18 protein-coding genes and 2 pseudogenes are annotated in these 24,408 nt (G+C 64.1%); 13 read left to right on the forward strand and 7 right to left on the reverse strand.

Annotated features, from left to right (window positions below):
- Nucleotides 1-210 precede the first annotated feature (210 nt).
- The 4 genes from J7360_RS19660 to J7360_RS19675 all read left to right on the forward strand — a co-directional run bounded on the left by J7360_RS19660 (nt 211) and on the right by J7360_RS19675 (nt 2,363).
- Nucleotides 211-477 carry a DUF6869 domain-containing protein gene (locus J7360_RS19660; RefSeq protein ID WP_244667848.1) on the forward strand — a complete coding sequence of 89 codons (267 nt, stop codon included), beginning with the start codon at nt 211-213 and terminating at the stop codon, nt 475-477.
- Between the two features lie 156 nt (nt 478-633).
- On the forward strand, nt 634-1,065 hold the full coding sequence (locus tag J7360_RS19665) for an SRPBCC family protein (protein ID WP_057664107.1): 432 nt from the start codon (nt 634-636) through the stop codon (nt 1,063-1,065).
- A 422-nt stretch (nt 1,066-1,487) separates the two neighbouring features.
- Nucleotides 1,488-1,775 (forward strand): barstar family protein, encoded by a 288-nt coding sequence (locus J7360_RS19670; protein WP_194272292.1) that lies wholly within the window; start codon nt 1,488-1,490, stop codon nt 1,773-1,775.
- A gap of 57 nt (nt 1,776-1,832) precedes the next feature.
- Nucleotides 1,833-2,363, forward strand: coding sequence for a hypothetical protein (locus tag J7360_RS19675; RefSeq protein WP_209034586.1), 531 nt, complete (start codon nt 1,833-1,835; stop codon nt 2,361-2,363).
- A gap of 555 nt (nt 2,364-2,918) precedes the next feature.
- Here J7360_RS19675 and J7360_RS19680 read toward each other — a convergent pair.
- Nucleotides 2,919-3,350 (reverse strand): helix-turn-helix domain-containing protein, encoded by a 432-nt coding sequence (locus tag J7360_RS19680; protein ID WP_005920016.1) that lies wholly within the window; start codon nt 3,348-3,350, stop codon nt 2,919-2,921.
- A gap of 136 nt (nt 3,351-3,486) precedes the next feature.
- On the opposite strand from J7360_RS19680, the gene J7360_RS19685 reads away from it, so the two are divergent.
- The 3 genes from J7360_RS19685 to kdgT all read left to right on the forward strand — a co-directional run bounded on the left by J7360_RS19685 (nt 3,487) and on the right by kdgT (nt 7,767).
- On the forward strand, nt 3,487-4,365 hold the full coding sequence (locus J7360_RS19685) for an SDR family oxidoreductase (RefSeq protein WP_057659416.1): 879 nt from the start codon (nt 3,487-3,489) through the stop codon (nt 4,363-4,365).
- Nucleotides 4,366-5,199: 834 nt separating this feature from the next.
- Complete coding sequence (locus J7360_RS19690; RefSeq protein ID WP_007968404.1) at nt 5,200-6,657, forward strand: OprO/OprP family phosphate-selective porin; 1,458 nt, start codon at nt 5,200-5,202, stop codon at nt 6,655-6,657.
- A 153-nt stretch (nt 6,658-6,810) separates the two neighbouring features.
- Nucleotides 6,811-7,767, forward strand: coding sequence for a 2-keto-3-deoxygluconate transporter (gene kdgT / locus J7360_RS19695; RefSeq protein WP_057659418.1), 957 nt, complete (start codon nt 6,811-6,813; stop codon nt 7,765-7,767).
- A gap of 204 nt (nt 7,768-7,971) precedes the next feature.
- Here kdgT and J7360_RS19700 read toward each other — a convergent pair whose 3' ends face one another.
- The 3 genes from J7360_RS19700 to msuE all read right to left on the reverse strand — a co-directional run bounded on the left by J7360_RS19700 (nt 7,972) and on the right by msuE (nt 10,762).
- Complete coding sequence (locus J7360_RS19700) at nt 7,972-9,000, reverse strand: methionine synthase (protein ID WP_007968402.1); 1,029 nt, start codon at nt 8,998-9,000, stop codon at nt 7,972-7,974.
- A gap of 28 nt (nt 9,001-9,028) precedes the next feature.
- A complete protein-coding gene (locus J7360_RS19705; RefSeq protein ID WP_007975069.1) occupies nt 9,029-10,012 on the reverse strand; it encodes a DUF1852 domain-containing protein in 984 nt (327 codons plus the stop codon).
- Nucleotides 10,013-10,174: 162 nt separating this feature from the next.
- Nucleotides 10,175-10,762 (reverse strand): FMN reductase, encoded by a 588-nt coding sequence (msuE, locus tag J7360_RS19710; RefSeq protein WP_007975067.1) that lies wholly within the window; start codon nt 10,760-10,762, stop codon nt 10,175-10,177.
- Nucleotides 10,763-10,951: 189 nt separating this feature from the next.
- Between msuE and J7360_RS19715 the strand changes: the two genes are divergently transcribed.
- The 4 genes and pseudogenes from J7360_RS19715 (at nt 10,952) to J7360_RS19730 (ending at nt 15,932) form a co-directional block, all read left to right on the forward strand.
- Complete coding sequence (locus J7360_RS19715) at nt 10,952-11,866, forward strand: LysR family transcriptional regulator (RefSeq protein ID WP_057659411.1); 915 nt, start codon at nt 10,952-10,954, stop codon at nt 11,864-11,866.
- Nucleotides 11,866-12,531 (forward strand): epoxyqueuosine reductase QueH, encoded by a 666-nt coding sequence (locus J7360_RS19720; RefSeq protein WP_007975066.1) that lies wholly within the window; start codon nt 11,866-11,868, stop codon nt 12,529-12,531. The genes J7360_RS19715 and J7360_RS19720 overlap by 1 nt, the downstream gene beginning before the upstream one ends.
- 108 nt (nt 12,532-12,639) lie before the next feature.
- A complete protein-coding gene (locus J7360_RS19725) occupies nt 12,640-13,533 on the forward strand; it encodes a methylenetetrahydrofolate reductase (RefSeq protein WP_057659407.1) in 894 nt (297 codons plus the stop codon).
- A 423-nt stretch (nt 13,534-13,956) separates the two neighbouring features.
- Nucleotides 13,957-15,932: pseudogene (locus tag J7360_RS19730) on the forward strand (choice-of-anchor X domain-containing protein).
- A gap of 212 nt (nt 15,933-16,144) precedes the next feature.
- Here J7360_RS19730 and J7360_RS19735 read toward each other — a convergent pair.
- The 3 genes and pseudogenes from J7360_RS19735 to J7360_RS19745 all read right to left on the reverse strand — a co-directional run bounded on the left by J7360_RS19735 (nt 16,145) and on the right by J7360_RS19745 (nt 21,973).
- Nucleotides 16,145-17,591, reverse strand: a pseudogene (locus tag J7360_RS19735) (efflux transporter outer membrane subunit).
- Nucleotides 17,591-20,740 carry an efflux RND transporter permease subunit gene (locus J7360_RS19740; protein ID WP_209034588.1) on the reverse strand — a complete coding sequence of 1,050 codons (3,150 nt, stop codon included), beginning with the start codon at nt 20,738-20,740 and terminating at the stop codon, nt 17,591-17,593. The pseudogene J7360_RS19735 and the gene J7360_RS19740 overlap by 1 nt, the downstream one beginning before the upstream one ends.
- Nucleotides 20,741-20,749: 9 nt before the next feature.
- Nucleotides 20,750-21,973 carry an efflux RND transporter periplasmic adaptor subunit gene (locus J7360_RS19745; protein ID WP_209034590.1) on the reverse strand — a complete coding sequence of 408 codons (1,224 nt, stop codon included), beginning with the start codon at nt 21,971-21,973 and terminating at the stop codon, nt 20,750-20,752.
- A 160-nt stretch (nt 21,974-22,133) separates the two neighbouring features.
- Between J7360_RS19745 and baeS the strand changes: the two genes are divergently transcribed.
- Nucleotides 22,134-23,513, forward strand: a complete 1,380-nt coding sequence (gene baeS / locus J7360_RS19750; protein ID WP_057659398.1) for a sensor histidine kinase efflux regulator BaeS — start codon at nt 22,134-22,136, stop codon at nt 23,511-23,513.
- A complete protein-coding gene (locus J7360_RS19755; protein WP_007968384.1) occupies nt 23,510-24,193 on the forward strand; it encodes a response regulator in 684 nt (227 codons plus the stop codon). Before baeS ends, J7360_RS19755 begins: the two co-directional genes overlap by 4 nt.
- The last annotated feature ends 215 nt before the right edge of the window (nt 24,194-24,408 follow it).

Consider the following 24,408-nt stretch of genomic DNA (forward strand, 5'->3'; position numbering starts at 1 on the left):
CTAAAAGTGGGGGGATTACCGTACCGAGGGACTTGACAAAATTCCACTTGACAACTGGCAGTTGCTGGGCATCCATCTCGTCTGGCATCTTTATGGTATCGGCGTAATAACCACTCACGCGGCAGATGGGCTCTTGGACATGTGGCATGGCGTTTGAGTCGGCGCCTGACAATTCATTTAGGCCAAAGCCGCTTCGCGGCTAGTCACCTCATGGAAGATTCTATTGACATAGAGACGTGGGCAAACGCCTTCATTGAGCCCCACTCGATTGAGCAGGAGATCGATACAGACCATCCACTTTGGTGGGCTGTTGAGCGAACATTTCATGGCCTTCGCCGCGATGACGCGGAATATCTGTGGGACTTTGTGCTTTTTGTGCTTGGCACGCGGCCAAACGAGCGTGTTCTTTCATGTCTCGCTGCCGGCCCTCTTGAGGATCTGATCGCTTACGACGGCAAATACTTCATCGAGCACTAGTCTGTGCGTCTTGTTATCGCGCTGCCAAGGATATATGGCTCAGTGCACGCGTCTCCGGTTAGGATGCGGCCTAACAACTCATTCAAGCCGAATTTGCTTCGCAGTTCGGCTTGACTCACGCGTTAGGCCAACACCAAACATCCTCGGGGTATGCAGATGAAAACTTCCGATTCACTCGTAAGCATTCTTGCCCCTGTCGGTAAAGTCTGGAAGGCTTTGACCGTGCCTGAGCTAGTCAAGCAATGGCAGTACGGCTCTGATCTCCTGACCACCTGGGAAGTGGGGACCCCAATTGTTTTTCGGAACGAATGGAACGGGCAAGTCCTTGAGCAGAAAGGCACAGTTCTTGAGTTCTTGCCGGAGTCGCGCCTTAAGTACTCACTTTTTTTCCCGCGCCCCGATCTACAAGACATTCCAGAGCACTATTTCTTCATGACCTATGTGCTGACCGAGAGTGACGGAAGCAGCTCTTTGCTTGTGCGTCAGGAAGACCCTCGCCCTTCCCCGCCAAGTAAGTCGTCAGGCGAAGATGCTGGACCTGACGTATTTTCGTATTTGAAAGAATTGGTTGAAGTCAAAATGCCGTGATCGTAGGTTGGCCTGACAATTCATTCGAGCCAAATTTGCTTCGCAACCTGGATTAAGTAAGGCATTAGGCGGATGAGCAGAGACAGTGGCAACAGAGACTTTTTAGGAAAACTATCAGCTTGTTACATCGCCCCCATGCCGCTCTGTTACGATCAATGGCCGTACTGTTCGCTTAGAGATCTATCGGACCCAACACCGACTGGACTGTTGAGTTGTTGATGAGTTCAATAACCTCACCATCTGGGATGACCTATTCGAAACGGACCAGGCCGCACTCGACGAGGCATTGCGCGCCATTCGGATGAGGGCATTGACTCACTCATTGGTCCACCCAGCGGCGTCCATTAATCGGTCGGCCGCCTGATGGCTCATTCAAGCCGACGCCGCTTCACAGCGCGGCTTAATTCAAGAGTTGGCATATCATGGCGCGCACCCCTGTGATTCGAATTAACCTTGAAAACGTGACATCCGCGGCGGAACTGCACGCTCTTCTCATGGAGTCACTCGACTTCCCTGGCTGGTATGGACGCAATTGGGATGCGTTTTGGGACGCCATCACCGGTCTAGTAGAGATGCCAGAGCAACTAGTCCTAGATGGCTGGCAGCAATTTTCTCAGCGTATGCCTGCAGATGCACAACTCATATGCAAGTGCCTCGAGGACCTGTCCGAGATGTATCCTCGTCTTTCGTCAACGGTCGTGTATGCCTAACACCTCGCTCAAGGCGGACACGTTGCCGCGCGCTACTTAACACCATTGCTAGCGCCCATGGAAAAAGTTGTCAGGTTCCCAAAGTTCAGTAAAGCATTGGCCGGCCTCTCATTGACGATCGCGGCTTGGAAGCTCGTCACTCTCGTTCCCTTTCGAATCGGCTTCGAGCTGAGATATCTGATGTCTCCTAGTGTGCTCTACAGCTTCGCCTTCGACGTAGTGTTAGCGGTAGGCGCCGTCCTGCTCTGGCGCGGCCGACCGGCAAGCCGGTGGCTCTTTGCCGCGCAGGCGACGATGACCACGATCGGATGGTTCTCAATCGGCGGTTTGCGTTGCTTGCCCTTCATCTTTATGTATCTCAAGGGCACCGACGATCCCGCAGCGCAGGCAGCAATCGGCTATATGGCCCGGCCGTTCTTGATCTTTGGTGTGTGGTGCCTGTTCGGCTGGCTCCTTGCACTCGCTTGCTTTGCGTGTTTCGGAACGGCGCGGAGCGCCGCAGGCCGCAGTTCCATTGCGGCCCTAGCCGAACGGCCTGAGGATCCTACCCTGGCCGAGATCATGCGCCGCAGAGCAGATGGGCGCTAACGATTTGTCCAAGCCGCCGCTGCTTCGCGGCTCGGCTTAACTCAGGCGTTGGATGCTATACATATCTTCGCAATCGAAGTACTGCTCAAAGAGATCCTGAAGGAGGTGTCCGTGCGCGTGGTGGCAGCCTATTCGGGGGATGTGTCCATAGGCAGTGACCATCCTCTAGCGCAAGAGGGCCTATCAAATGGCGCGTCCATCGTTCCCAGATTATGTTGACCACAATGAGCCCAAAATTGCGCTTGAGCTCTTGGTCTATAGGTGAACGAACGTCCGCTCACGTTGTCAGCAACGGTCGAGGCTGCGTTGGCGCGGCTTTGTGCGGTTTACGGATTGCGCCCTTAGCCCTTAACTTGGCCGCGCCTAACAATTCATTTCACCCGACAGCACTTCACAGCGCGGCTGACCTCACGCGTCAAACCGCACATGAGAGACATGTAAGCCAGGACGCCGCGAGCGCATTCTGCAGTCAGGGCTGACAGCCGATGCGCACGCGGGAGCGCCGCTGCACCACCTCAGCGCATTGGCTTGAATCGCGGTGACCCAGCGCCGCGCCTATGCCATCGCTTCGTCGGGATCCAACGCCACTGCCGCCTGCTGTGCGCGATCGAATCGCTCGCGGGCGGCGCGGATGCTGCCGTGGTTCTCGCCCGCCCAAGTGAGCAGTTGCGAGACGGGGCCGAGGAGTGCAATTCCCAGCTTGGAGAGCGCGTATTCCACGCTCGGCGGCTTGGTGGCGTAGACCTTGCGGGTGATCATGCCGTTGCGCTCGAGATTGCGCAGCGTCTGGGTCAGCATGCGCTTGGAGATGTCCGGCACTGCGCGCTGGATGGCACTGAAGCGGGACGGGCCGGGGATCAGCGTCAGCAGGATCAGCAGGGTCCACTTGTCGCCGATCTGGTCGAGCACATCGCGCACCGGGCACTTGGTGGCGTCGAAGGGTCCTTCCAGGGACGGCGGCAGCGGGAACAGGGCAATCGCATTCACGTGGGGTATCTCACGGTAACCAGGGGGAGCAAAACTGCCTCCTTGCGGAGGCCTGGGCGGCGCCGACACTATGCAGGCGATCAATTAGGTCTAGATAGTAGACCAAATCTCTTATGCAAACCTACTGGAGCCCGTCATGACATCTACTTCCCCCCTGATTCTTGTCACCGGCGCCAGCGGGCAGTTGGGTGCGCTGGTTGTCGAAGCGCTACTTGGCCATCTGCCTGCCAACCGCATCGTAGCAACGGCCCGGGATACCGCGTCACTTGCCGAGTTCGCAAAACGCGACATCGCGGTACGTCAGGCCGACTATGCGAACCCGCAAAGCCTGGACACGGCCTTCGCCGGCGTGGGCCGCGTGTTGCTGGTCTCGTCCAATGCGGTCGGCCAGCGCGTGCCGCAACACCGCAACGTGATCGAGGCGGCAAAGCGCGCCGGGGTGGAGCTGCTGGCGTATACGAGCATCCTGCATGCCGATACCAGCACGCTGTCGCTGGCCGCCGAGCATGTGGCCACCGAGGCGCTGCTACGCGAGAGCGGCGTGCCGCACGCGTTGTTGCGCAATGGCTGGTACACCGAGAACTACACCGGCTCGATCGCCGCAGAAGTCGCCCACGGCGCAGTGCTCGGCAGTGCGGGCGAAGGCAGGATCAGCGCCGCCACGCGCGCCGACTATGCTGCTGCGGCGGCTGCAGTGCTGGCTTCGGATGCCCCACAGGCCGGCCAGGTGTACGAGCTGGCAGGCGATACCGCTTTCACGATGGCCGAGTACGCCGCCGAGGTGGCGCAGCAGTCAGGCAAGCCGGTGGCCTATCACGACCTGCCGGAAGCCGATTACGCGGCAGCGCTGGTGCAGATCGGCCTGCCGTCCGGCTTTGCGCAGGTGCTGGCGCAGTGCTCGGCGGCCTCGCGCGACGGCGCCCTGTTCGATGATCGCCATACGCTGGGCCGGTTGATCGGCCGCCCCACCACGCCGTTGCGCGATGCGGTGGCGGCGGCACTCGCGGCGCGCTGAGTCACGGCCGGGACCACTGCGCTGCCGGGCCGTTCGGCACGCGGTGGTTCGCGCATCGTCAAGGAGGTGCCCCGTGGCCGCCAGGGATCACGGCGAACTTCCTGGTGCTTCACCGATATCCGACCGACAGCGATAGCCGGCTGGTCGGCGTGGCTGCGCGTGTCGGGATGATCTCCAGTGCGTTGGACCAGTGGCACTGGTTGAGGCGATCGGCCGTAGCGCTGCGCTAACGGCCGATCAGCAACCGTGCATCTCGGTTGGTCAACGCGTGGTGCGATCAGCGCGACGATGCGGCACTGGATTGCTGCCAGCGCTGGAGACCTGCACAGCCTGGCGCTGCGCGACGCACTCCCGGGCGCAGCAGATGGCAGCGTGACCTTGCCGATGTCGCTTGCAACTGCACGTGCTTGCCGAAGCTCAATGGTGGCGCAGGCGCGCCCCGCGCTGGCGAGTCCAGCAGCTAAGGCTACGCAACCATCGGCGATGCGCGACGTCGAAGGCACGGCAGGGCGTGCGCGGTCTCCGTGATGCCACGCCCTCACCTTCCGAATCCAGTTCTGTAAGAGCGTCTGCACCCCATCACGCGCGCAGCTGTGCCTGCCTCACGTTGGTCGCATAACTGCCATCGCCCCGACACGACGGTGACACAAGGGCCGCGACAGCGAAGTCCGGCAGTGTCACCAAAATGACATCAAATCTAAATATAACTGCTGCCATTGCCGCTACGTCAGGACGACCGGCGCCTGGCAGGCGCTTCCACGCCGTGCAGCCGCCCTCTTGGCAGCACCGGATCGACGCAGCCGCCGACCCGTTTCCCTTGCACGAGCCGGACCAATGAAAAAACGCAATCTCGCCACTGTTCTGTGCGCCCTCAGCGCGACCGCCAGCGGCAGCACGCTGGCCGCCGAGCTGGAGTTGTACGTCGACCGCAAGACCAAGCAGATCTTCGCCGAGCCGGCGCCAGGTCGCGACAAGTTGGGCACCTTCGTGCAGGTGGACGAAAACGGCAAGCTGCCGGCATCGGCGATGCCGGCCGCGCCCGCACAACCGCTGCCGCCCACGCCGGGCGCCACCACGCCCGCCGACACTGCCATTGCCCAGGCCGCGCCTATGCCTGCGCCGGTTGCAACGCCAGCGCCGGCCAAGTCCGGCGACGTCGGCAAGAAGTGGTACGACAAACTCAGCCTGCGCGGCTACACCCAGATCCGTTACAACCAGGGCGTCGGCGGCGATGCGCAGGACCTGCGCGCGCCGGGTGACCGCTTTATCGGCAACGACCAGAGCCTGGGCATCCGCCGTGCGCGCCTGGTGCTGAGTGGCGATCTCAACGAGCATGTGTCGCTGTATTTCCAGCCGGATTTTGCCAGCACGCCCACCGGCTCCACCACCTCCAACTTTGCGCAGCTGCGCGACGCCTACGCCGATATCTTCTTCGACAAGAAGCGCGAATACCGCGTGCGTGTGGGTCAATCGAAAATGCCGTACGGCTGGGAAAATCTGCAGTCCAGCCAGAACCGGCTCTCGCTGGATCGCGCCGATGCACTGAACTCGGGCCTGCGCGACGAACGCGATATCGGTGCGGTGTTCTACTACAGCCCCACCGTGGCCAAGGGCCGCTTCCAGGATCTGGTCAAGTCTGGATTGAAGGGGTCGGGCGACTACGGCGTGATCGGTGCCGGCGTGTACAACGGCCAGGGCGCCAACCGCGCCGAGCGTAACGACAGCATGCACGCGGTGGTGCACGCCACCTACCCGTTCAAGTTCGCCAACGGCCAGTATCTGGAAGTGGGCGCCGACGCCTACGCCGGCCGTTTCGTGCCGACTGCGGCAGCAGTGAATATCGGCGGCCGCAGCTTTACCCCGGCCATCACCGAGCCCAATGGCTATACCGACCAGCGCGTGGCCGCGCACATCATCTACTACCCGCAGCCGTTCGGCCTGCAGGCGGAGTGGACGGTGGGCCGTGGCCCGGAACTGGATGTGGCCCAGCGCCGCATCCGCACCCGCTCGCTGAGCGGCGGCTATGTGCAGGCCATGTTCAAGCACGACTTCAACTACGGCACCTTGCTGCCGTACCTGAAATGGCAGACCTACCGCGGCGGCTCCAAGTTCGACACCAATGCCCCGCGCATGCGTCTGGACGAAGTGGAAGCCGGTGTCGAATGGCAGCCGATGGATGCGCTGGAACTGGTGTTCGCCTATTCGAAGATGAAGCGCACCGACGTCAGCACCGCGCCGTATCCGGTCGTTGAAGGCGATTTGCTGCGCCTGCAGTTGCAGGTCAATTACTGAGCAAGGTCGGCAGCGCCGGTCATGGCTGCTGCGGCGGTCATGACCGGTGCATTCGTGTGCGGCTGCGTGCGTTCGCGCCGGGATCTGCATGCACGCAGGTGCCTGCGCGATGCTGCCAGCCCGGCGCGTGGTGACGCGCTCACTGGAACGCAGATGCGTATCAAGACCACGGTGGAGCGGCTTCCTGGCGGGATGATGCTGGTCCCCTTGTTGCTCGGGGCGCTTTGCCACACGCTCTGGCCGCAGGCCGGCAGCACCTTGGGGTCTTTCAGCAACGGTCTGATCAGCGGCACCGTTCCGATCCTGGCGGTGTGGTTTTTCTGCATGGGAGCAACCATCCAGCTGCGCGCCTCCGGACGGGTGCTGCGCCGTTCGGGCAGCCTGGTACTGACCAAGATCGCAGTGGCCTGGCTCGTCGCAGTCCTGTGCGCACCGCTCCTTCCCATCGGCGGTGTGTCGAGCGGGCCGCTGGCCGGGCTGTCGGTCCTGGCGCTGGTGGCTGCGATGGACATGACCAACGGCGGGCTGTACGCCGCGTTGATGCAGCAATACGGCAGCAGCGAAGACGCAGGGGCAGTGGTGCTGATGTCGCTGGAATCGGGCCCGCTGATCTCCATGCTGATCCTCGGTGCCAGCGGCCTGGCCAGCTTCGAACCACATCTGTTCGTCGGGGCGGTGCTGCCGCTATTGCTGGGCTTTGCACTGGGCAACCTCGACGCGCAACTGCGGCAGTTCTTCGCACAGGCGACCAGGACGCTGGTGCCTTTCTTCGGCTTCGCGCTCGGCAACACGCTGGATCTGTCGACCATCGCCCACACCGGCACAAGTGGCGTGCTGCTGGGCGTGGCGGTCATCGTGATCACCGGGTTGCCCTTGCTGCTGGCCGACCGCTGGATCGGCGGCGGCAACGGCACCGCCGGCGTGGCCGCCTCCAGCACGGCCGGTGCCGCCGTGGCCACTCCGGCCCTGATCGCCGGCATGGCGCCGCAGTTCGCACCCGCAGCGCCGGCCGCGACGGCGCTGGTGGCCAGCGCGGTCATCGTCACCTCGCTGCTGGTGCCGCTGCTGACGGCCTTGTATGCACGCCGTCGCTGTGCACGCAGCGGCTGAGAGCCGGGCTGGTGCCATGCGGCCTGCGATGGGATGCCTGGGCCGTTAGCGTTGCGGCATGCATGGCGCCGGAGCGAGCGGGCTCCGGCGACGCCGGTGCGCTGCCGCCGACGATCATGGCCGATGTGCGCGACCGGCATCTGTCGCGTTTGTGCACACGCCAGGCCACCCGACGGCACGTGGCGCACTGCGGTGGCAGTTGGGCTAAGCCGACAGTTCTCCACGCACGATCTGCGCGCCTGCGCTGAGCGCACTGAGTTTGCCGCGCGCCACGTGCCGGGCAAGCGGTGCCATGCCGCAGTTGGTGGAGGGATAGAGCTTGTCGGCATCCACGAAGCGCAGCGCTTTGCGCAGCGTCTCGGCCACTTCCTGCGGCGTTTCGACCGTCGTGCTTGCCACGTCGATGGCGCCGACCATCACCTTCTTGCCGCGAACCAGTTCGATCAGATCGATCGGCACGTGCGAGTTGTGGCATTCCAGCGAGATGATGTCCAGCGAGGATGTCTGCAGCTTGGGGAACGATTCTTCGTACTGGCGCCACTCCGAGCCCAGCGTCTGCTTCCAGTCGGTATTGGCCTTGATGCCGTAGCCATAGCAGATGTGGACGGCGGTCTCGCACTTCAGACCTTCCACCGCGCGCTCCAGGGTGGCAACACCCCAGTCGTTGACCTCGTCGAAGAAGACATTGAAGGCCGGCTCGTCGAACTGGATGATGTCCACGCCGGCGGCTTCCAGTTCCCTGGCTTCCTGATTGAGGATCTTGGCAAACTCCCATGCCAGTTTTTCGCGGCTTTTATAGTGCGCATCGAAGAGAGTGTCGATCATCGTCATCGGGCCGGGTAACGCCCACTTGATCGGCTGGCCGGTCTGCTGGCGCAGGAACTTGGCATCGTCCACGAACACCGATCTCGGACGGCTGACCGCGCCAACGACGGTCGGCACGCTGGCGTCGTAGCGGTCGCGAATCCTGACCGTCTCGCGCTTTTCGAAATCGACACCGCTGAGATGTTCGATAAAGGTGGTGACGAAATGCTGACGCGTCTGTTCGCCGTCGCTGACGATGTCGATGCCGGCGTGCTGCTGTTCCTGCAGCGACAAGCGCAGCGCGTCCTGCTTGCCTTCGATCAGTTCGGCGTCCTGCAATTTCCAGGGCGACCAGAGCGTTTCGGGCTGGGCAAGCCAGGACGGCTTGGGCAGGCTACCGGCGGTTGAGGTGGGGAGCAGCTTTGTCATGATGAGGGATGTCGTGCGTTCTGGTTGATTAGGAAGCATGGCTGGACGCCCACTGCGCAAGAAGGTTGCCGTAGGGCCGGATGAAATGCTCTTCGGTGAATTTGCCCTGTGTCACGGCGAGCTGGCTGCGCTCTTGGCGGTCGTAGACGATCTGGGTGGACGAATAATCCTGATGCTTCAGGCTCGGTTGGTAGGTCGGCCCTGCTGCAGCGTTGGCGTTGTAGATCTCTGGTCGGTAAATCTTCTGGAACGTTTCCATCGTGGCGATGGTGCCGATCAGCTCCAGGTTGGTGTAGTCGCCAAGCAGGTCGCCGAAAAAGTAGAACGCCAAGGGCGCAACGCTGTTCGGCGGCATGAAATAGCGCACCTGCAGGCCCATCTTTTCGAAATACTGGTCGGTCAACGAAAACGCGTCCTGCCGGTATTCGATCCCCAGGATGGGGTGCCGGTTTCCGGTGCGGTGATAGGTTCTGCTGGTGGAGACGCTGATGCAGATGACCGGCGATTTGTTGAAGTGCGCGCAGTACGCAGGCGAGTGCACGAAGTGCTTGAACAGCTTGCCGTGCAGGTCGCCAAAATCGTCCGGGATGGTGAAGCCGGACGCATCTTGGTTGTGCGCTGGCAGCAGCACGCTGAAATCGTAGTCGCGCACGTAGGAAGAGAAATTATTGCCGGCAATGCCGTCGATGCGCGCACCGGTATGCCGATCGACGATGGTGGGTTTCAATATCTCGATCAACGGAAACGCATCGTCCAGCGCGCGTTCCCCGATGTGCATTTCGACGGAGATGATGTCCAGCTCCACCGCGTAACGGTCACGGCTGGGGTTATCCCAGTGCGCCAGATCGTTGCAGCGGTTGTTGATCATCGCCAGCGTATTACGCAAATTTTCCTGACGTCGCAGACCTCTGGCCAGGTTGGCGAAGTTGGTCGTGTTGCGCGTCGTGGCCGAGGGATGGTAGTCCTCGTCGAAGCGCAGGCTCTTGATGGTGAAATCCAATGTGTGAGTCATTGCGAACTGATGCCTTGTTTCTAAGATGGGACGCGCGTATGCGCTGCGTAGCGGGTAATGCCGGCGGCATGCAGGCCTGACATCCGGATCAGCGGGCACGCCGACCGATCCTGTGGCCGAGGACGGCGCGGTGGCCGGCCGCACCACCTTGCGCTGCGCCCCTCAGGCCGCAGCCACGCCCTGCGCGACGCTGGAACGTGCATGCCGCGTCAGCTCGATCAGCGGCAGTGCCCGCTGCACCGCCAGCCTGGCCCGCTCGGCCAGCGCGTCGTTGTGCACGCGGTAGTCCAGAAAGTCGCGGTCGGTTGCGTAGACGCCCAGCGGCAAGGTGCGTGCCTGGAAGAAGCTGAAAAGCGGGCGTAGCTGATGGTCGATCACCAACGCATGGCGGTCGCTGCCCCCGGTTGCAGCGAGCAGCACGGGGGTATCGATCAAGGCATCCTGATCGATGAAATCGAAGAAGTGCTTGAACAGTCCGGTGAACGAGCCGCGGTAGACCGGCGTTGCCACCACCAGCACGTCGGCCTGCTCTACCAGGCAGAGCGCCTGCTCCACCGTGCCAGGGACTTGGGTACGCCAGAGCGCGCCAGCGAAGTGCGGTGCCAACGCCCCAATTTCGACCAAATGGCGCTCGCACGGCACCTGATCGGCGATCAGCTCCAGCAGGTGTTCTGCCAGGGCGACGGCCTTGGACGGGCGTTGCATCCCGCCGGAAACCGCGACGATGCGGAGTGGGTGTTTGACAGTCATGCTAGGCAACCTTACGCGGTGGGGACCTCGTGCAGTGCGACAGGAAGATCGCGGCCCGACCCATTGGCCGCGCCTTGGTCCGAACCCGTTCACACGGCAGCGATTGAACGACGAGTCCCGATGCTAGGGTTCGCATTCAATGAAGTAAAATGGTGTTATTTCAACAATCCATGAATTCGGATCATTTGAATGCTTGAGCGCATCCATCTCACCATCGTCCAGCAGGTCGAGCAGCAAGGCTCGCTGACCGCCGCCGCAGGCGTGCTGAATCTGACCCAGTCGGCGCTGAGCCACAGCATGAAGAAGCTGGAACAGCAGCTGGGCACCGACATCTGGTTGCGCGAGGGGCGCAGCCTGCGCCTGACCCAGGCCGGCCAGTACCTGCTGGCGGTGGCCAACCGGGTGCTGCCGCAACTGGATCTGGCCGAAGAGCGGCTGGGGCAGTTTGCGCAGGGCGAGCGCGGTGCACTACGCATCGGCATGGAATGCCATCCCTGCTACCAGTGGCTGCTCAAGTTGGTGGCGCCGTATCTGGCCACGTGGCCGGATGTGGATGTGGATGTGAAACAGAAGTTCCAGTTCGGCGGCATCGGCGCATTGTTCGGCTACGAGATCGATCTGCTGGTCACGCCCGACCCGCTGTTCAAGCCAGGACTCAGGTTCGAGCCGGTGTTCGACTATGAGCAGGTGCTGGTCGTGGCCAAGCGCCATGCGTTGGCGTCGGTGGCCTACGTCAAGCCACAGCAGCTCACACGCGAGGTGTTGATCAGCTACCCGGTGGATCTTGAGCGCCTGGATATCTACAGCCAGTTCCTGTTGCCGGCCGGCGTCACGCCGCGGCGCCACAAGGCCATCGAAACCACCGACATCATGATGCAGATGGTGGCCAGCGGCCGCGGCGTGGCCGCCATGCCGCGCTGGCTGGTCGAGGAATATGCGGCCAGAATGGACGTGGTGCCGGTGCGGCTGGGTGCGCGCGGCATCCCCAAGCAGATCTATCTGGGCGCGCGCGAGGCGGACATCGCGATCGATTATCTGCGCGCGTTTATCGAACTGGCGCGTGCGCCGGCCAATGCCACTGCCTATACGCCAGGACCCCACTGATGGATTCCACTGCCCAACGCATGCCACTTCCACTGCCTGACGGCCACGCCAAGGTCTTGCTGCATTCGTGCTGCGCGCCGTGCTCTGGCGAGGTCATGGAGGCGATGCTGGCCTCCGGCATCGACTACACCATCTTCTTCTACAATCCCAACATTCATCCGCGCAAGGAATACGCGTTGCGCAAGGACGAAAACGTGCGTTTTGCCGAACAGTTCGGCGTGCCCTTCATCGACGCCGACTACGATCGGGACAACTGGTTCGAGCGGGCACGGGGGATGGAAAACGAACCTGAGCGCGGCGTGCGTTGCACCATGTGCTTCGACATGCGCTTCGAACGCACCGCGCTGTATGCCCACGAGCACGGCTTTCCGGTGATCACCAGTTCGCTGGGCATCTCGCGCTGGAAGAACATGCAGCAAATCAACGACTGCGGCATGCGCGCCGCGGCCAAGTATCCCGGCTTGATGTATTGGGAGTACAACTGGCGCAAGGGCGGTGGCGCCTCACGCATGATTGAGATCAGCAAGCGCGAGAACTTCTATCAACAGGAATACTGCGGTTGCGTCTATTCCCTGCGCGACACCAATCGGCATCGTGTGGACAGCGGTCGCAAGCGCATTCAATTTGGCGTGAAATTCTATGGCGATGACGAGCAGCAAGACTGAGCCTTTCGCCAGTTCAGCGGCGACCTCACGTGGATTTGGGGCTCCTTTCCGCTCGATCAGCGCGTCGTTGCGATGTCACCCAATCATCATGACAAGACCGCAAGACCCGTGATTCCTACAGACACGCCGAGCGGTGCCAGCACCATCACCGACGCCTATTCGCTGGAGGTCAGCGTCAAGGACATCGGCGCGCTGACCAACGCGGCGCCGCGCATCCTGCCTGGCTGCGCCATGTTCATTCCCTACTTGCCAGGCCAAACCGAGGCTGCGCGGCTAGCCGCAGCACAGATGGTGCGTCGCCTTGGTTTCGAACCGGTGCCACATCTTTCCGCGCGTCGCATCGGCTCGCTCGAGGAACTGCAGGCTTTTATCGCGCGCCTGGTCGGTGAGGCCGACGTCACCGGCTGCCTGGTGATCGCAGGTGATCCGTCCACTCCGAAGGGACCCTTTGCCGACAGCGTGTCGCTGATCGAAACGGGTGTGTTCGAACGCTCAGGCATCCGCACCATCGGCGTGGCGGGTCATCCGGAGGGACATCCGATCATGCGCACGACAGAACAATGGGACGTGCTGCAACGCAAGTGCCGCAGCATCCAGGAGCGCGGCATGGCGCCCCTGATCGTGACGCAGTTCGGGTTCGATGCCGACATCGTGATGACATGGCTGGAAGCGCTGCGCGCGCGCGGCATGACGCATCCGGTACGGGTGGGCGTGCCCGGTCCTGCCAGTGTCGGGACCCTCGCACGCTATGCGGCAAGCTGCGGTGTCGGCGCCTGCGCGTCGGTGCTCTCAAACTATGGCGTCTCCATTGGCAAGTTATTCGGCAACGCGGGGCCGGATCGCTTTGTCGATCACCTCGTCGGCCGCCTGACGGAAGCGCATGGAGATGTCCGCTTGCACCTCTACCCGTTCGGCGGCATCGCCCAGTCTGTGGAGTGGGTTGCGCACTATCGCTCGTGCAAGGCGTCGCAGGATCGGGTTAGCTCCGTGGCCGCGGATTAGACGTCAAGACCAACGTGTCGGTGTGCCAGTCAACGTGGGCTTGAAGCGGTCACACCGCTACTGATCGGGCGGTGAGTCCGTGGCGAGGTCGGCGGGGATGAGAGCGTCTGAATGCGCTGCGTCCCATGGCGGTCAAGGCAATCTGGCCGCCACAGCGGCAGTGCCCGAGATTGAAGGAGAATTCGGTCTTCATCGCTGCATGCTTTTCTCTGAAACAGCGCCGCGTCCGCGACCCAGATCACACTCGGTGTCCTTTGATTTCTAGCGACATGCACGCAGCACCGTGAGTGTTGCAGTGCACAGCAGACCTGTCACAAGAGCGCGGTATAACCATCGACGAATCGCGGCGAGGGGGCGCTGCATCCGATGTCGTTGCCGTGCGCGATGGCATCGCTTCTGCAATGCTCACGGAGAGATCTTGCCATGCCGAAGCCGTCGCTGTTGTCGCTGTTGTCGCTGTTGTCGCTGTTGTGCTCCCTCTCACTGCTCTCTGGACCGCTTGCGGCAGCCGAGTTGCAGCCCAAGCAATTGGCTGGCCCACCGGAGGAGTTCGCGCAGATGCGTGCGCCAGATCCGGCCGAGTCGGCGATTTTGTCCAAGAGTGCGTTGCTGCCGGTGGAACTGGCACCGGCCGGTCAATCCGCGCGCTGGCAAGGCAGCTTGCCGGTGGAAAACGGGCATCTGCGCTTCATGGTGCTGTCCGGCGATCAGGCCTGGGATGCAGCAGTGGCTGCGCCTCAGCTTGCCGGCGCACGCGCCGCGGCGGTGGCGACACCGCTGCACGCGCAGCGCACGCTGCTGGGCACCGCCGAGCACGGCACCAGCGGCATGCGCTACGCCGTGGAGTCGGCGCGCAACGGCGCATGGTCGTTGACGCTGCAGGCGGCCTCGCCGGTGGCGCAGCGTGGCTACGTGCTGATGGAAGGCGATGCGCGCACGCAGCTTGCTTCGTACCTGCGCGAGCGTCAGCAGCAGGTTGGCCAATCGCTCACGCTCAACGCGCTGCTGAGCGGCAACGATGCACGCGGCGCCACGCTGCTGACGGCACAAGCCGGAACGATCGACCAGGCAAGCCTGCGTGTGATCGATCCGCAAGGCGGTGTGCGCAGCCTGCCGATGGCCGATGACGGCAAGCACGACGATGGCGCCGCCGGCGATGGCGTGTACGGCGGCACGTTCCAACCCACGAGCGAGGGCACCTGGATTGCGCAGGTCATCGTGCATGGGCACGACCAGGCTGGCCAGCCGTTCGTGCGGACCAGCGAGCATGTGGTGCCGGTGGTGGATACGTCGTTGCGTCTGCTCGGCAATGCACTGGGCGCACGCGCTGCTGAGGGCACGCGGCTGACGATTGCGCTACCGGTCGCTGCACGTGGCAACGCACCGTCGCATTACAGGGTGTTCGGCCAGGTATGGGGCACCGATGCCAAGGGCAAGGACGTACCGGTGGCCTGGATCGGCGGCATGCTGACGCCGCAGCAAGGCCAGCTGCCACTGAGCCTGGACGAACGCTGGATTGCGCGTGCCGGTGCGCGGGCACCGTTCACGCTGCGCAGCCTGCGCATTGAAGACCCGGACCATTACATTCCGCTGGTGCAGGCCGGCGCGCTGCCGTTGCAGCTGCCAGCGCTTCGCCGCGCCAGTCTCGCCCGCGCCGGCACGGGGATCGACGAGAGCATGCGCATGGGCCCGCGCCCCACTGCACTGGCTTCCGCGATGGCGACGGCGCAGCCTCAGGCCGCCGGCTCGCAATTGGTGCTGGTGCACGGCTATTGCTCCAACGGTGTATGGCCGCAGGCGCAATTCACCAATGCCTCGACCTTCCTGGATGCCAAGCAGAACCGCAGCAACGACCAGTTTGCGCAGCGGCTTGCCCAGTTCGCCAGCCAATGGTCGTCGTTCTCCACGGTGGCGCACAGCCAGGGCGGCATGGCTGCGCTGCATCTGTACACCTACTACTGGAGCGGGCTGGATAACGCCACCGGTGGGCGGGTGATGCAGTCGGTGGGCACGCCGTATCAAGGCACCAATCTGTCCGGCGTGCTGGCCGCGGTGGGTTCGTGGTTCGGCGTAGGTTGCGGCACCAATAGCGACATGACCTACGACGGCGCCAAGGCCTGGCTGGCCGGCATTCCGGCCGATGCACGCGCCAAGGTCAACTACTACACCACCTCGTTCGCCAAGACCAACTGGTACACCAACGATTACTGCAACGCTGCCTCGGATCTGGTGTTGAACGACCCGGAAGACGGCACGGTGGAGCAGGTCAATGCGCAGCTGCCGGGTGGCGTGAATCGCGGCCACACCACGGCCAATGCCATACCACCGGCATGCGCGACCCGGCGCAGTATCTGGATGCCAACCGCAATGCAGTGATGAATGCGAATGCGGCGCGTTGAGGGGCCGGGATTAGGGAATCGGGATTGGGGATTGGGCAAGGCGCTGTCCCGGGCACGTCCCCGGTGCAGCGCCGATTTGCCCAAGTGCCTAAGCTGACGCTGGTGCAGTTTGATCGGAATATGTTTGTTGTAGGAGCGGCTTCAGCCGCGACAGGCATGACCGACAATGTCTGTCGCGGCTGCGCCGCTCCTACGATCGTGCGGGGAATACGCTAACGCACCGCATCCGCCACAGACGCGCCGCTCTGCGCATCGGCGCCACCGCCGAGCACCTTGTACAAGGTCACCCGATTGCTCGCCTCGGTCAGCCGCAAACTGATCAGTGTCTGTTGTGCGCTGTAGAGCGTGCGCTGCGCATCCAGCGCCACCAGGTAACTGTCCACGCCATTGCGATAGCGCGCATCCGACAGGCTGAAGCTGCGTTGTGCGGCGTCCACCATGGCCTGTTGCGCATGCATGCGTTCTTCCAGTTGCATGCGTTCGGCAAGTGCATCGGCCACTTCACTGAAGGCGGTCTGGATCGCCAGTTCGTACTGCGCAATGGTGATGTCCTTTTGCAACATGGCCACATCCAGTTCGGCCTTCAACGCGCCGGCACGGAAGATCGGCATGCTCACGCTGGGCGAGAACGACCACGTATGGTCGCCATCGAACAGGCTGGATAACGCATCGCTGCCGCGCCCGGCATTGGCGGTCAACGAAATGGTGGGGAAGAAGGCCGCACGTGCCGCACCGATATCTGCATTGGCGGCCTTGAGCGTGTGCTCGGCCGACAGCACGTCCGGGCGCTGCAACAACACCCGCGATTCCAGCTGGGCAGGCAACGGCGCCAGCGCCACTCCCGTCTCGATCGCATCGCTGGCAGGCAACAACGCAACCGGCACCGACATGCCTACCACCAGATTCAAGGCATTGCGCGACTGCGCCAGCTGGGTGGTGTAGTTGGCCACATCAGCGCGCGCGCTTTCCACGCTGGTCTGGATCTGCGCCAGATCCAGACCGGAGACGATGCCGTTGTCGTGCTGCAGCTCGGTCAGACGCAGCGTCTTGCGTTGGCTGTCCAGGGTCTGGTGCGCGAGCGCCAGACGCTGTTGATCGGCGGCCACGGTCAACCAGTCGTTGGCCACTTCAGCCACCAGGCTCAGACGCGTGCTGCGCTGGGTTTGCTCACTGGCGAGATAGCTTTCCAGGGCCTCGTTCTTGAGGCTGCGAATGCGACCGAACAGATCCAGCTCCCAGCTGCTGACGCCCACCTCGCCGCTGGCGCTGCGGATGATCTGCGCCGCGCCGGTGAAACTGGTCGCTGCCGCGGCGCGCTGCGCGGTGTGCGGTGTGCGAGACGGTGGCATCGACGGAGGGAAACAGGTTCGCACGTTGAATGCGGTACTGCGCGCGTGCCTGCTCGATAGCGAGCACCGCCACGCGCAGGTCGCGGTTGTTGTCCAACGCCAGCGCGACCACCTGCTGCAGACGCGCATCGGTCACCACCTGCCGCCAATCCAGCGCGGCTGCATTCGGCATGCCGGTGTCCGCATTGCCGGTGCTGCCGATCACGCTGGGCACCGGCGCGTCCGGGCGTGCGTACTGCGGCGCCATGCTGACGCAGCCACTCAAGGCGATGGCGCAGGCCACTGCCACACCTGCAACGCCGTAGCGCATCACGGGGCCACCTCGGACGTCTCGGCGGCTGTCGCGTGATCAGACGCCCTACCAGGAAACACGCTGCGCACCATCACGTAGAACAACGGCACGAAGAAGATGCCCAGCAGCATAGAGACCAGCGTGCCGCCGAGCACGCCGGTGCCCAGCGAATGGCGGCCGCCGGAGCCGGCGCCGCTGCTGACCACCATCGGCAGCACGCCGAGCAGGAACGCCAGCGAGGTCATCACGATCGGGCGCAGGCGCAGGCGTGCGGCATGCAGAGTGGCATCGACCAGCGGCTGGCCCTTCTCTTCCAGTTCCTTGGCGAACTCCACGATCAGGATGCCGTTCTTGGCCGCCAGGCCCATCGTCGCCAGCAGGCCGACCTGGAAGTAGATGTCGTTGGAGAGCCCGCGCAGCCACGTCGCCAGCAGTGCGCCGACGATGCCCACCGGCACCGCCAGCATCACCGAGATCGGGATCGACCAGCTCTCGTAGAGGGCGGCCAGGCACAGAAACACGAACACCAACGACACCGCGTACAGCATCCAGGTCTGCGCGCCGGCGGCCTGCTCCTGGTAGGACATGCCCGACCAGGCGTAACCCACGTCCTTGCCGAGCTTGCCCACCAGCCCGGCGATGTCGTTCATCGCTTGGCCGGAACTGATGCCACTGGCGGCGCTGCCGGTCACCTCCATCGACTCCACACCGTTGAAGCGGCTCAGCACCTGCGGCGCATACGCCCACGCGCTGCTGGAGAAGGCCGAGAACGGCACCATCTCCGAACTGCTGTTGCGCACGTACCAGCGGCCGATGTCGGCGGGCAGCATGCGCGCGCTCGCCTCGCCCTGCACATAGACGCGCTTGACCCGGTTGTTGTTGAGGAAGTCGTTGACGTAGCTGCCGCCCATCACGGTGGCCAGTGTGGTGTTGATGTCCGAAGCGCTCAGACCAAGCGCGCCGGCCTTGGCGTCGTCGATCTGCACGCGATAGGTCGGCGCGTCTTCCAGGCCGTTGAAGCGCACCGCGGTCAGGTCCTTGTCGGCGTTGGCCAGTTGCAGCAGTTGCTGGCGCGCGGCGACCAGCGCGTCGTGGCCCTTGCCGGCCACGTCCTGCAGCTGCAGGGTGAAACCGGAACTGGTACCCAGGCCATTGATCGCCGGCGGCGACAATGCGAACACCTGCGCATCGGGCAGCGTGCCCATCATCGCGCCGGTGATGCGGTTGGCGATCTCCTGCGCGGGCGCATCGCGCTGCGCCCAATCCTTGAGCTTGATGAAACCCATGCCCGCGTTCTGGCTGCTGCCGGCAAAGCTGAAGCCGGAGATGGTCATCATCCCCGCCACTTCCGGCTGCTTGAGGATGAACTCGGACGCCTGGTCGATCGACTGCTGCGTGCGCTGCTGGGTGGCGCCGGCCGGCGTGGTGAACATCACCATCAGCATGCCCTGGTCCTCGTCGGGAAGAAACGAGCTGGGCAGGCGCCAGAACAACAGCGCCATCACCACGAGCAGCGCCAGATAGACCAGCCCGCCGAGCTTGCGATGGCCGATCAGCTTGCCCACACCGCGACCATAGCCATCGGCGCCGCGGTCGAAGCGCACGTTGAACCAACCGAAGAAGCGCCCGAGCACGCCCTTGCGCGCCACCTGTTGGCCGTGCGCGATCGGCTTGAGCAGGCTGGCGCACAGCGCCGGACTCAGGGTCAGCGCCACCAGCAGCGACAGCAGCATCGCCGCGGCGATGGTCACCGAGAACTGGCGGTAGATCTCGCCAGTGGCGCCGCCGAAGAACGCCATCGGCAGGAACACCGCGGTCAGCACCAGGGCGATGCCGACCAGTGCGCCGGAGATCTGCCCCATCGAGGTGTAGGTGGCCTGCCGCGGCGACATGCCCTCCTCGCTCATCAGGCGCTCGACGTTCTCCACCACCACGATGGCGTCGTCGACCAGCAGGCCGATCGCCAGCACCATCGCGAACATGGTCAGCGTGTTGATCGAATAGCCGAGCAGCGCCAGCACGCCGAACGTGCCGAGCAGCACCACCGGCACCGCGATCACCGGCACCAGCGTGGCGCGCCAGTTCTGCAGGAACAGGTACATCACCAACACCACCAGCACGATCGCCTCGAGCAGGGTCTTGACCACTTCCTCGATGGAAATGCGCACGAATGGCGTGGTGTCGTAGGCGATCTCGTACTTCAGCCCGGTGGGGAAGTACGGCTTGAGTTGTTCGAGCTTGGCTTCCACCGCCTTGGCGGCAGCCAGCGCGTTGGCGCCGGTCGCCAGCTCCAGGCCCGTGCCCGAGGCCGACTTGCCGTTGTACTTGGAACTGGATGCATACGACTTGGAACCCAGCTCCACCCGCGCCACGTCGCGCAGGTGCACGGTGGCGCCGCCGGTCTGCGACTTCAGCACGATCGCCTCGAATTGCGCCGGGGTCTTGAGCTTGCTGCGCGAGGTGACCGTGGCGTTGAGCTGCTGGCCCTGCACCGCCGGCAACGCGCCCAGCGCGCCGGAAGAGACGTCGGCGTTCTGCGCCGAAATCGCGTTGCTCACGTCCGCGGGCATCAGCGCATAGGTGCGCAGCTTGTCCGGATCCAGCCACACCCGCAGCGAATATTCGGAGCCGAACACGTTGACCCCGCCAACGCCGTTGAGCCGGCTGATCGGGTCCTGCAACGTGGACACCATGTAGTCGCCGATGTCGGTGCTGTCCATGCTGCCGTCTTCGGAGGTGAAGGCCAGCACCATGAACATGCTGCTGCCCATGGACTTGGTGACGGTCACGCCATTGCTCTGCACCGCCTCCGGCAGCATCGCCTCGCCTTGCGACACCTTGTTCTGCACCTGCACCTGGGCGGTATCCGGATCGGTGCCGGAATCGAAGGTGAGGGTGATCGAGGCGGTGCCGGCAGAACTGCTGCTGGAGGACATGTACAGCAGGTGGTCCAACCCGGTCATCTGTTGCTCGAGGATCTGCGTGACCGAGTTCTGCACGGTCTGCGCCGAGGCGCCGGTGTAGGTGGCGCTGACGTTGATCGTCGGTGGGGCGATGCTGGGATACTGCTCCAGCGGCAACGACAGGATCGAGAGCGCGCCGGCCAGGGTGATCACGATGGCGATGACCCAGGCGAAGATGGGACGGTCGATGAAGAAACGGGCCATGGCGGTTCCTCAGTCGGCCTTGGGCGCCGCCGCGGCGGTGGCCTGCGTGGATGGCGACGCGTTGGCGGCCGTGCCGGCCGCAGCGGTCTGGCTCACTTCCACGGCCTTGACCTCGGCACCGACCGACGCCTTCTGCAAGCCCTGCACGATGACCTTGTCGCCCGCCTTCAATCCCTGGCGCACCACCCACTTGTCGCCGATCGCATCGCCGGTGGTCAGCACCCGCTGCGCGACCTTGCTGTCGCTGCCGACCACCATCGCCACTGCCTCGCCCTTGCTGTTGCGGCTGATCGCCTGTTGGGGCACCAGGATGGCCTGCTCGTCCACGGCCATCGACAGTTTCGCGGTGACATACATGCCCGGCAGCAACAGGCGCTCGGGATTGGGCACCACCGCGCGCAGCTTGACGGTGCCGGTGGCGGTATCGACCGCGGCATCCACCACCTCCAGCGTGCCGCTGCGCGCATAGGTGCTGCCATCTTCCAGTTGCAGCGTCACCTCGGCCTTGCCATCCACCGCCTTGAGCTGGCCGGCGTCGAGCTGGCGGCGCAACTGCAGCAGCTGTGCGCTGGACTGGGTGAGGTCCACGTAGATCGGGTCGAGTTGGTTGATGGTGGCCATCACCTCGCTCTGGCCGGCGCTGACCAGCGCGCCCGGCGTGTAGCTGGAGGTGCCGATGCGGCCGGACACCGGCGCGAGGATGCGGGTGTAGTCGAGATTGATGCGCGCGGTCTGCAACGACGCCTTGGCCGCGATCACGGCCGCCTCGTTCGAGCGCAGCGTGGCCAACGCATCGTCGCCGTCCTGCTTGCTGACCGCGTCCAGCCCGACCAGGGTCTGGTAGCGCTGCGCCTTGGGCCTGGCCGACAACACCGCCGCCTCGGCTTGCGCCAGATCGCCCTTGGCGGTGTCGTACGCGGCCTGGTAGCTGGCCGGATCGATCTCGTACAGCACCTGCCCGGCCTGGACGTCCTGGCCTTCGGTGAACAGCCGCTTGCGCAAAATGCCGCCGACCTGCGGGCGCACGTCCGAGGTGACATAGGCCACGGTGCGGCCGGACAAGGTCTGGTCCACGGCCAGCCGCTGCACCTTCAGCGTCTGCACGCCGACCTGCGCCTGCGGCATCTGCGGCGGCTGCCTGGAGGAACACGCGACCATGAGCGTGGTCACGGCGGCGGGCAACAGCCAGCGCAGGGACGCAGTGCGAAAACGATGGGCGGCGACGGGCAACATGCGGCGAACTCACGGTTTATCCGAATGTGGCCACGCTACGGCGCGAATGTGCAGCAAATTTGGAGATTGCCGGCGGCGGCATGAACGCGCTTGATTTCCACTGCCGCGACCCGGCTAATACGCAGCAGCTCCGGTTACCGCGCTTCGCATCACCTCTTCGATGAAACTGGGTATCACCGCCAAGTTGTTTCTCGCCATCCTCGCCGCGTGCGTGGCGGTGCTGCTGATCAACGGCATCGCCGTGCAGGCCTTCGTCAAACGCCAGTTCCTGGACTACCTCAACGAACAGGGCGTGGAGCGCATGCAGGAGACCTTGCCGCGGGTCAGGGCCGAATACGCGCGGCACGGCAACTGGGAGTTCGTGCGCGACAACCCCGATGCCTGGTTCGTGCTGATGCGCCCGGAACGTGGCCCCGGCCCGCCACGCGAGGCGCCGCCGATTTCCGACCAGACCGGTGCGGTGTTTCGCTTCGCACTGCTCGACCAGGACTACACGCCGGTGATCGGCAATCCGGATGTCGGCCGCCACGACATCCTGCGCCCGGTGGTGGTTGGCGGCCGCACCGTCGGCTGGATGGCGATGCTGCCGTTCCAGAAGGCGCTTGCGGCGGCGGACGCGCGCTTTTACGCCGCGCAGCAACGCGCGTGGTGGGCGATCGGCGGCGCCTGCCTGCTGGTCGCCGCGGTGCTCGGCTGGCTGTTGTCGCGGACCTTGCTGCGGCGCCTGCGCGGCCTGACCCACGCCACACACCTGCTCGCTGCGGGCGACTACGCCACCCGCATCGACGCCGCGGCGCGCGACGAACTGGGCCAGCTGGCGCGCGACTTCAACCTGCTGGCGCAAGCGCTGGAGCACAACGAACGCGCGCGGCGCGACTTCATGGCCGACATCTCGCACGAGCTGCGCACACCGCTGGCGGTATTGCGCGCCGAACTGGAAGCGCTGCAGGACGGCATCCGGCCGATGACACCCAACTCGCTGGGGTCGCTGCACCAGCAGGTCGGCCAGCTGGGCAAGCTGATCGAGGACCTGTACGACGTGTCGCTGACCGACGTCGGTGCGCTGGCGTATCGGCGCGCTACCGTCGATCTGGCGGTCATCCTGGCAACCGTGCTGGACGGCTTGCGCGCGCGCTTTGCCGCCGCGCAGCTGCAGGTGCAGGCGCAGGTCGATGCCGGCCCGCTGCAGGTGGACGGCGATGAGCGCCGTCTGCAGCAACTGCTGGGCAACCTGCTGGAAAACACGCTGCGCTACACCGACGCCGGCGGCACGGTGCAGGTGCGCTGCGTACGCCGTGGCGCGGTGCTGGAACTGGTGGTCGAAGACAGCGCGCCGGGGGTGGATGCGGACAAGCGCGAGCGGTTGTTCGAACGCTTCTACCGCACCGAGGCCTCGCGCAATCGCACCAGCGGTGGCAGCGGCCTGGGCCTGGCGATCTGCCGCAACATCGCCGAGGCACATGGCGGCTCGATCCACGCCGAGGCTTCCGCACTGGGGGGGCTGCGTATGGTGCTGCACTTGCCGGGTCTGGTCGCATGAGCAGCGCGTCCCCGATCGGGCATGTGCTGATCGTCGAGGACGAACCGCGCCTGGCCGCGGTGTTGGGCGAGTACCTGCACGCGGCCGGCTATTCGCACGACTGGATCGCCGATGGCGCGCAAGCGCTGGGCGCATTCCGCGCGCAGCAGCCGGACCTGGTGCTACTGGACCTGATGCTGCCCAACCGCGGCGGCCTGGACATCTGCCGCGACCTGCGCAAGGAAAGCGCGGTGCCGGTCATCATGGTCACCGCGCGCGTGGAGGAAATCGACCGCCTGCTGGGCCTGGAGATCGGCGCGGACGACTACATCTGCAAGCCGTTCAGCCCGCGCGAAGTGGTGGCGCGCGTCCAGGCAGTGTTGCGCCGGCATCGCCACGACCCCCACGGCGCGCCGGCACCGGGCCTGCAGATCGACGAAGACACCTGTCGCGCCAGCGTGGACGGCCGCACCCTGGACCTGACCCAGGTCGAATTCCGCCTGCTGCGTACCCTCGCTGCCGCCCCGGGGCGGGTGTACTCGCGCGAGCAACTGATGGGCCGGCTCTACGCCGACCACCGCATCGTCACCGACCGCACTGTCGACAGCCACGTCAAGAATCTACGCCGCAAGCTCGCCGACGCTGGCGGCGAGGACTGGGTCCGTTCGGTCTATGGCGCGGGGTATCGCTTTGAGCCGTGATTGGGGAATCGGGAATGGGGAATGGGGAATGGGGAATGGGGAATGGGGAATCGGTAGAGCAGAAGCGGGGCGTTGTTTGTCTTTTCTACTTCGCGTTTGAAGCTTGTGGTTCACATCGGCTTGCGAAACGGAACCGTCCGGGCAAGCCCCTAGCCTTTGATTTTGCGATTCCCGATTCCCGATTCCCGATTCCCCATTCCCGATTCCCCATTCCC

It is taken from the genome of Xanthomonas sp. D-99 (genome assembly GCF_017746145.1).
Taxonomy (GTDB): domain Bacteria; phylum Pseudomonadota; class Gammaproteobacteria; order Xanthomonadales; family Xanthomonadaceae; genus Xanthomonas; species Xanthomonas cissicola.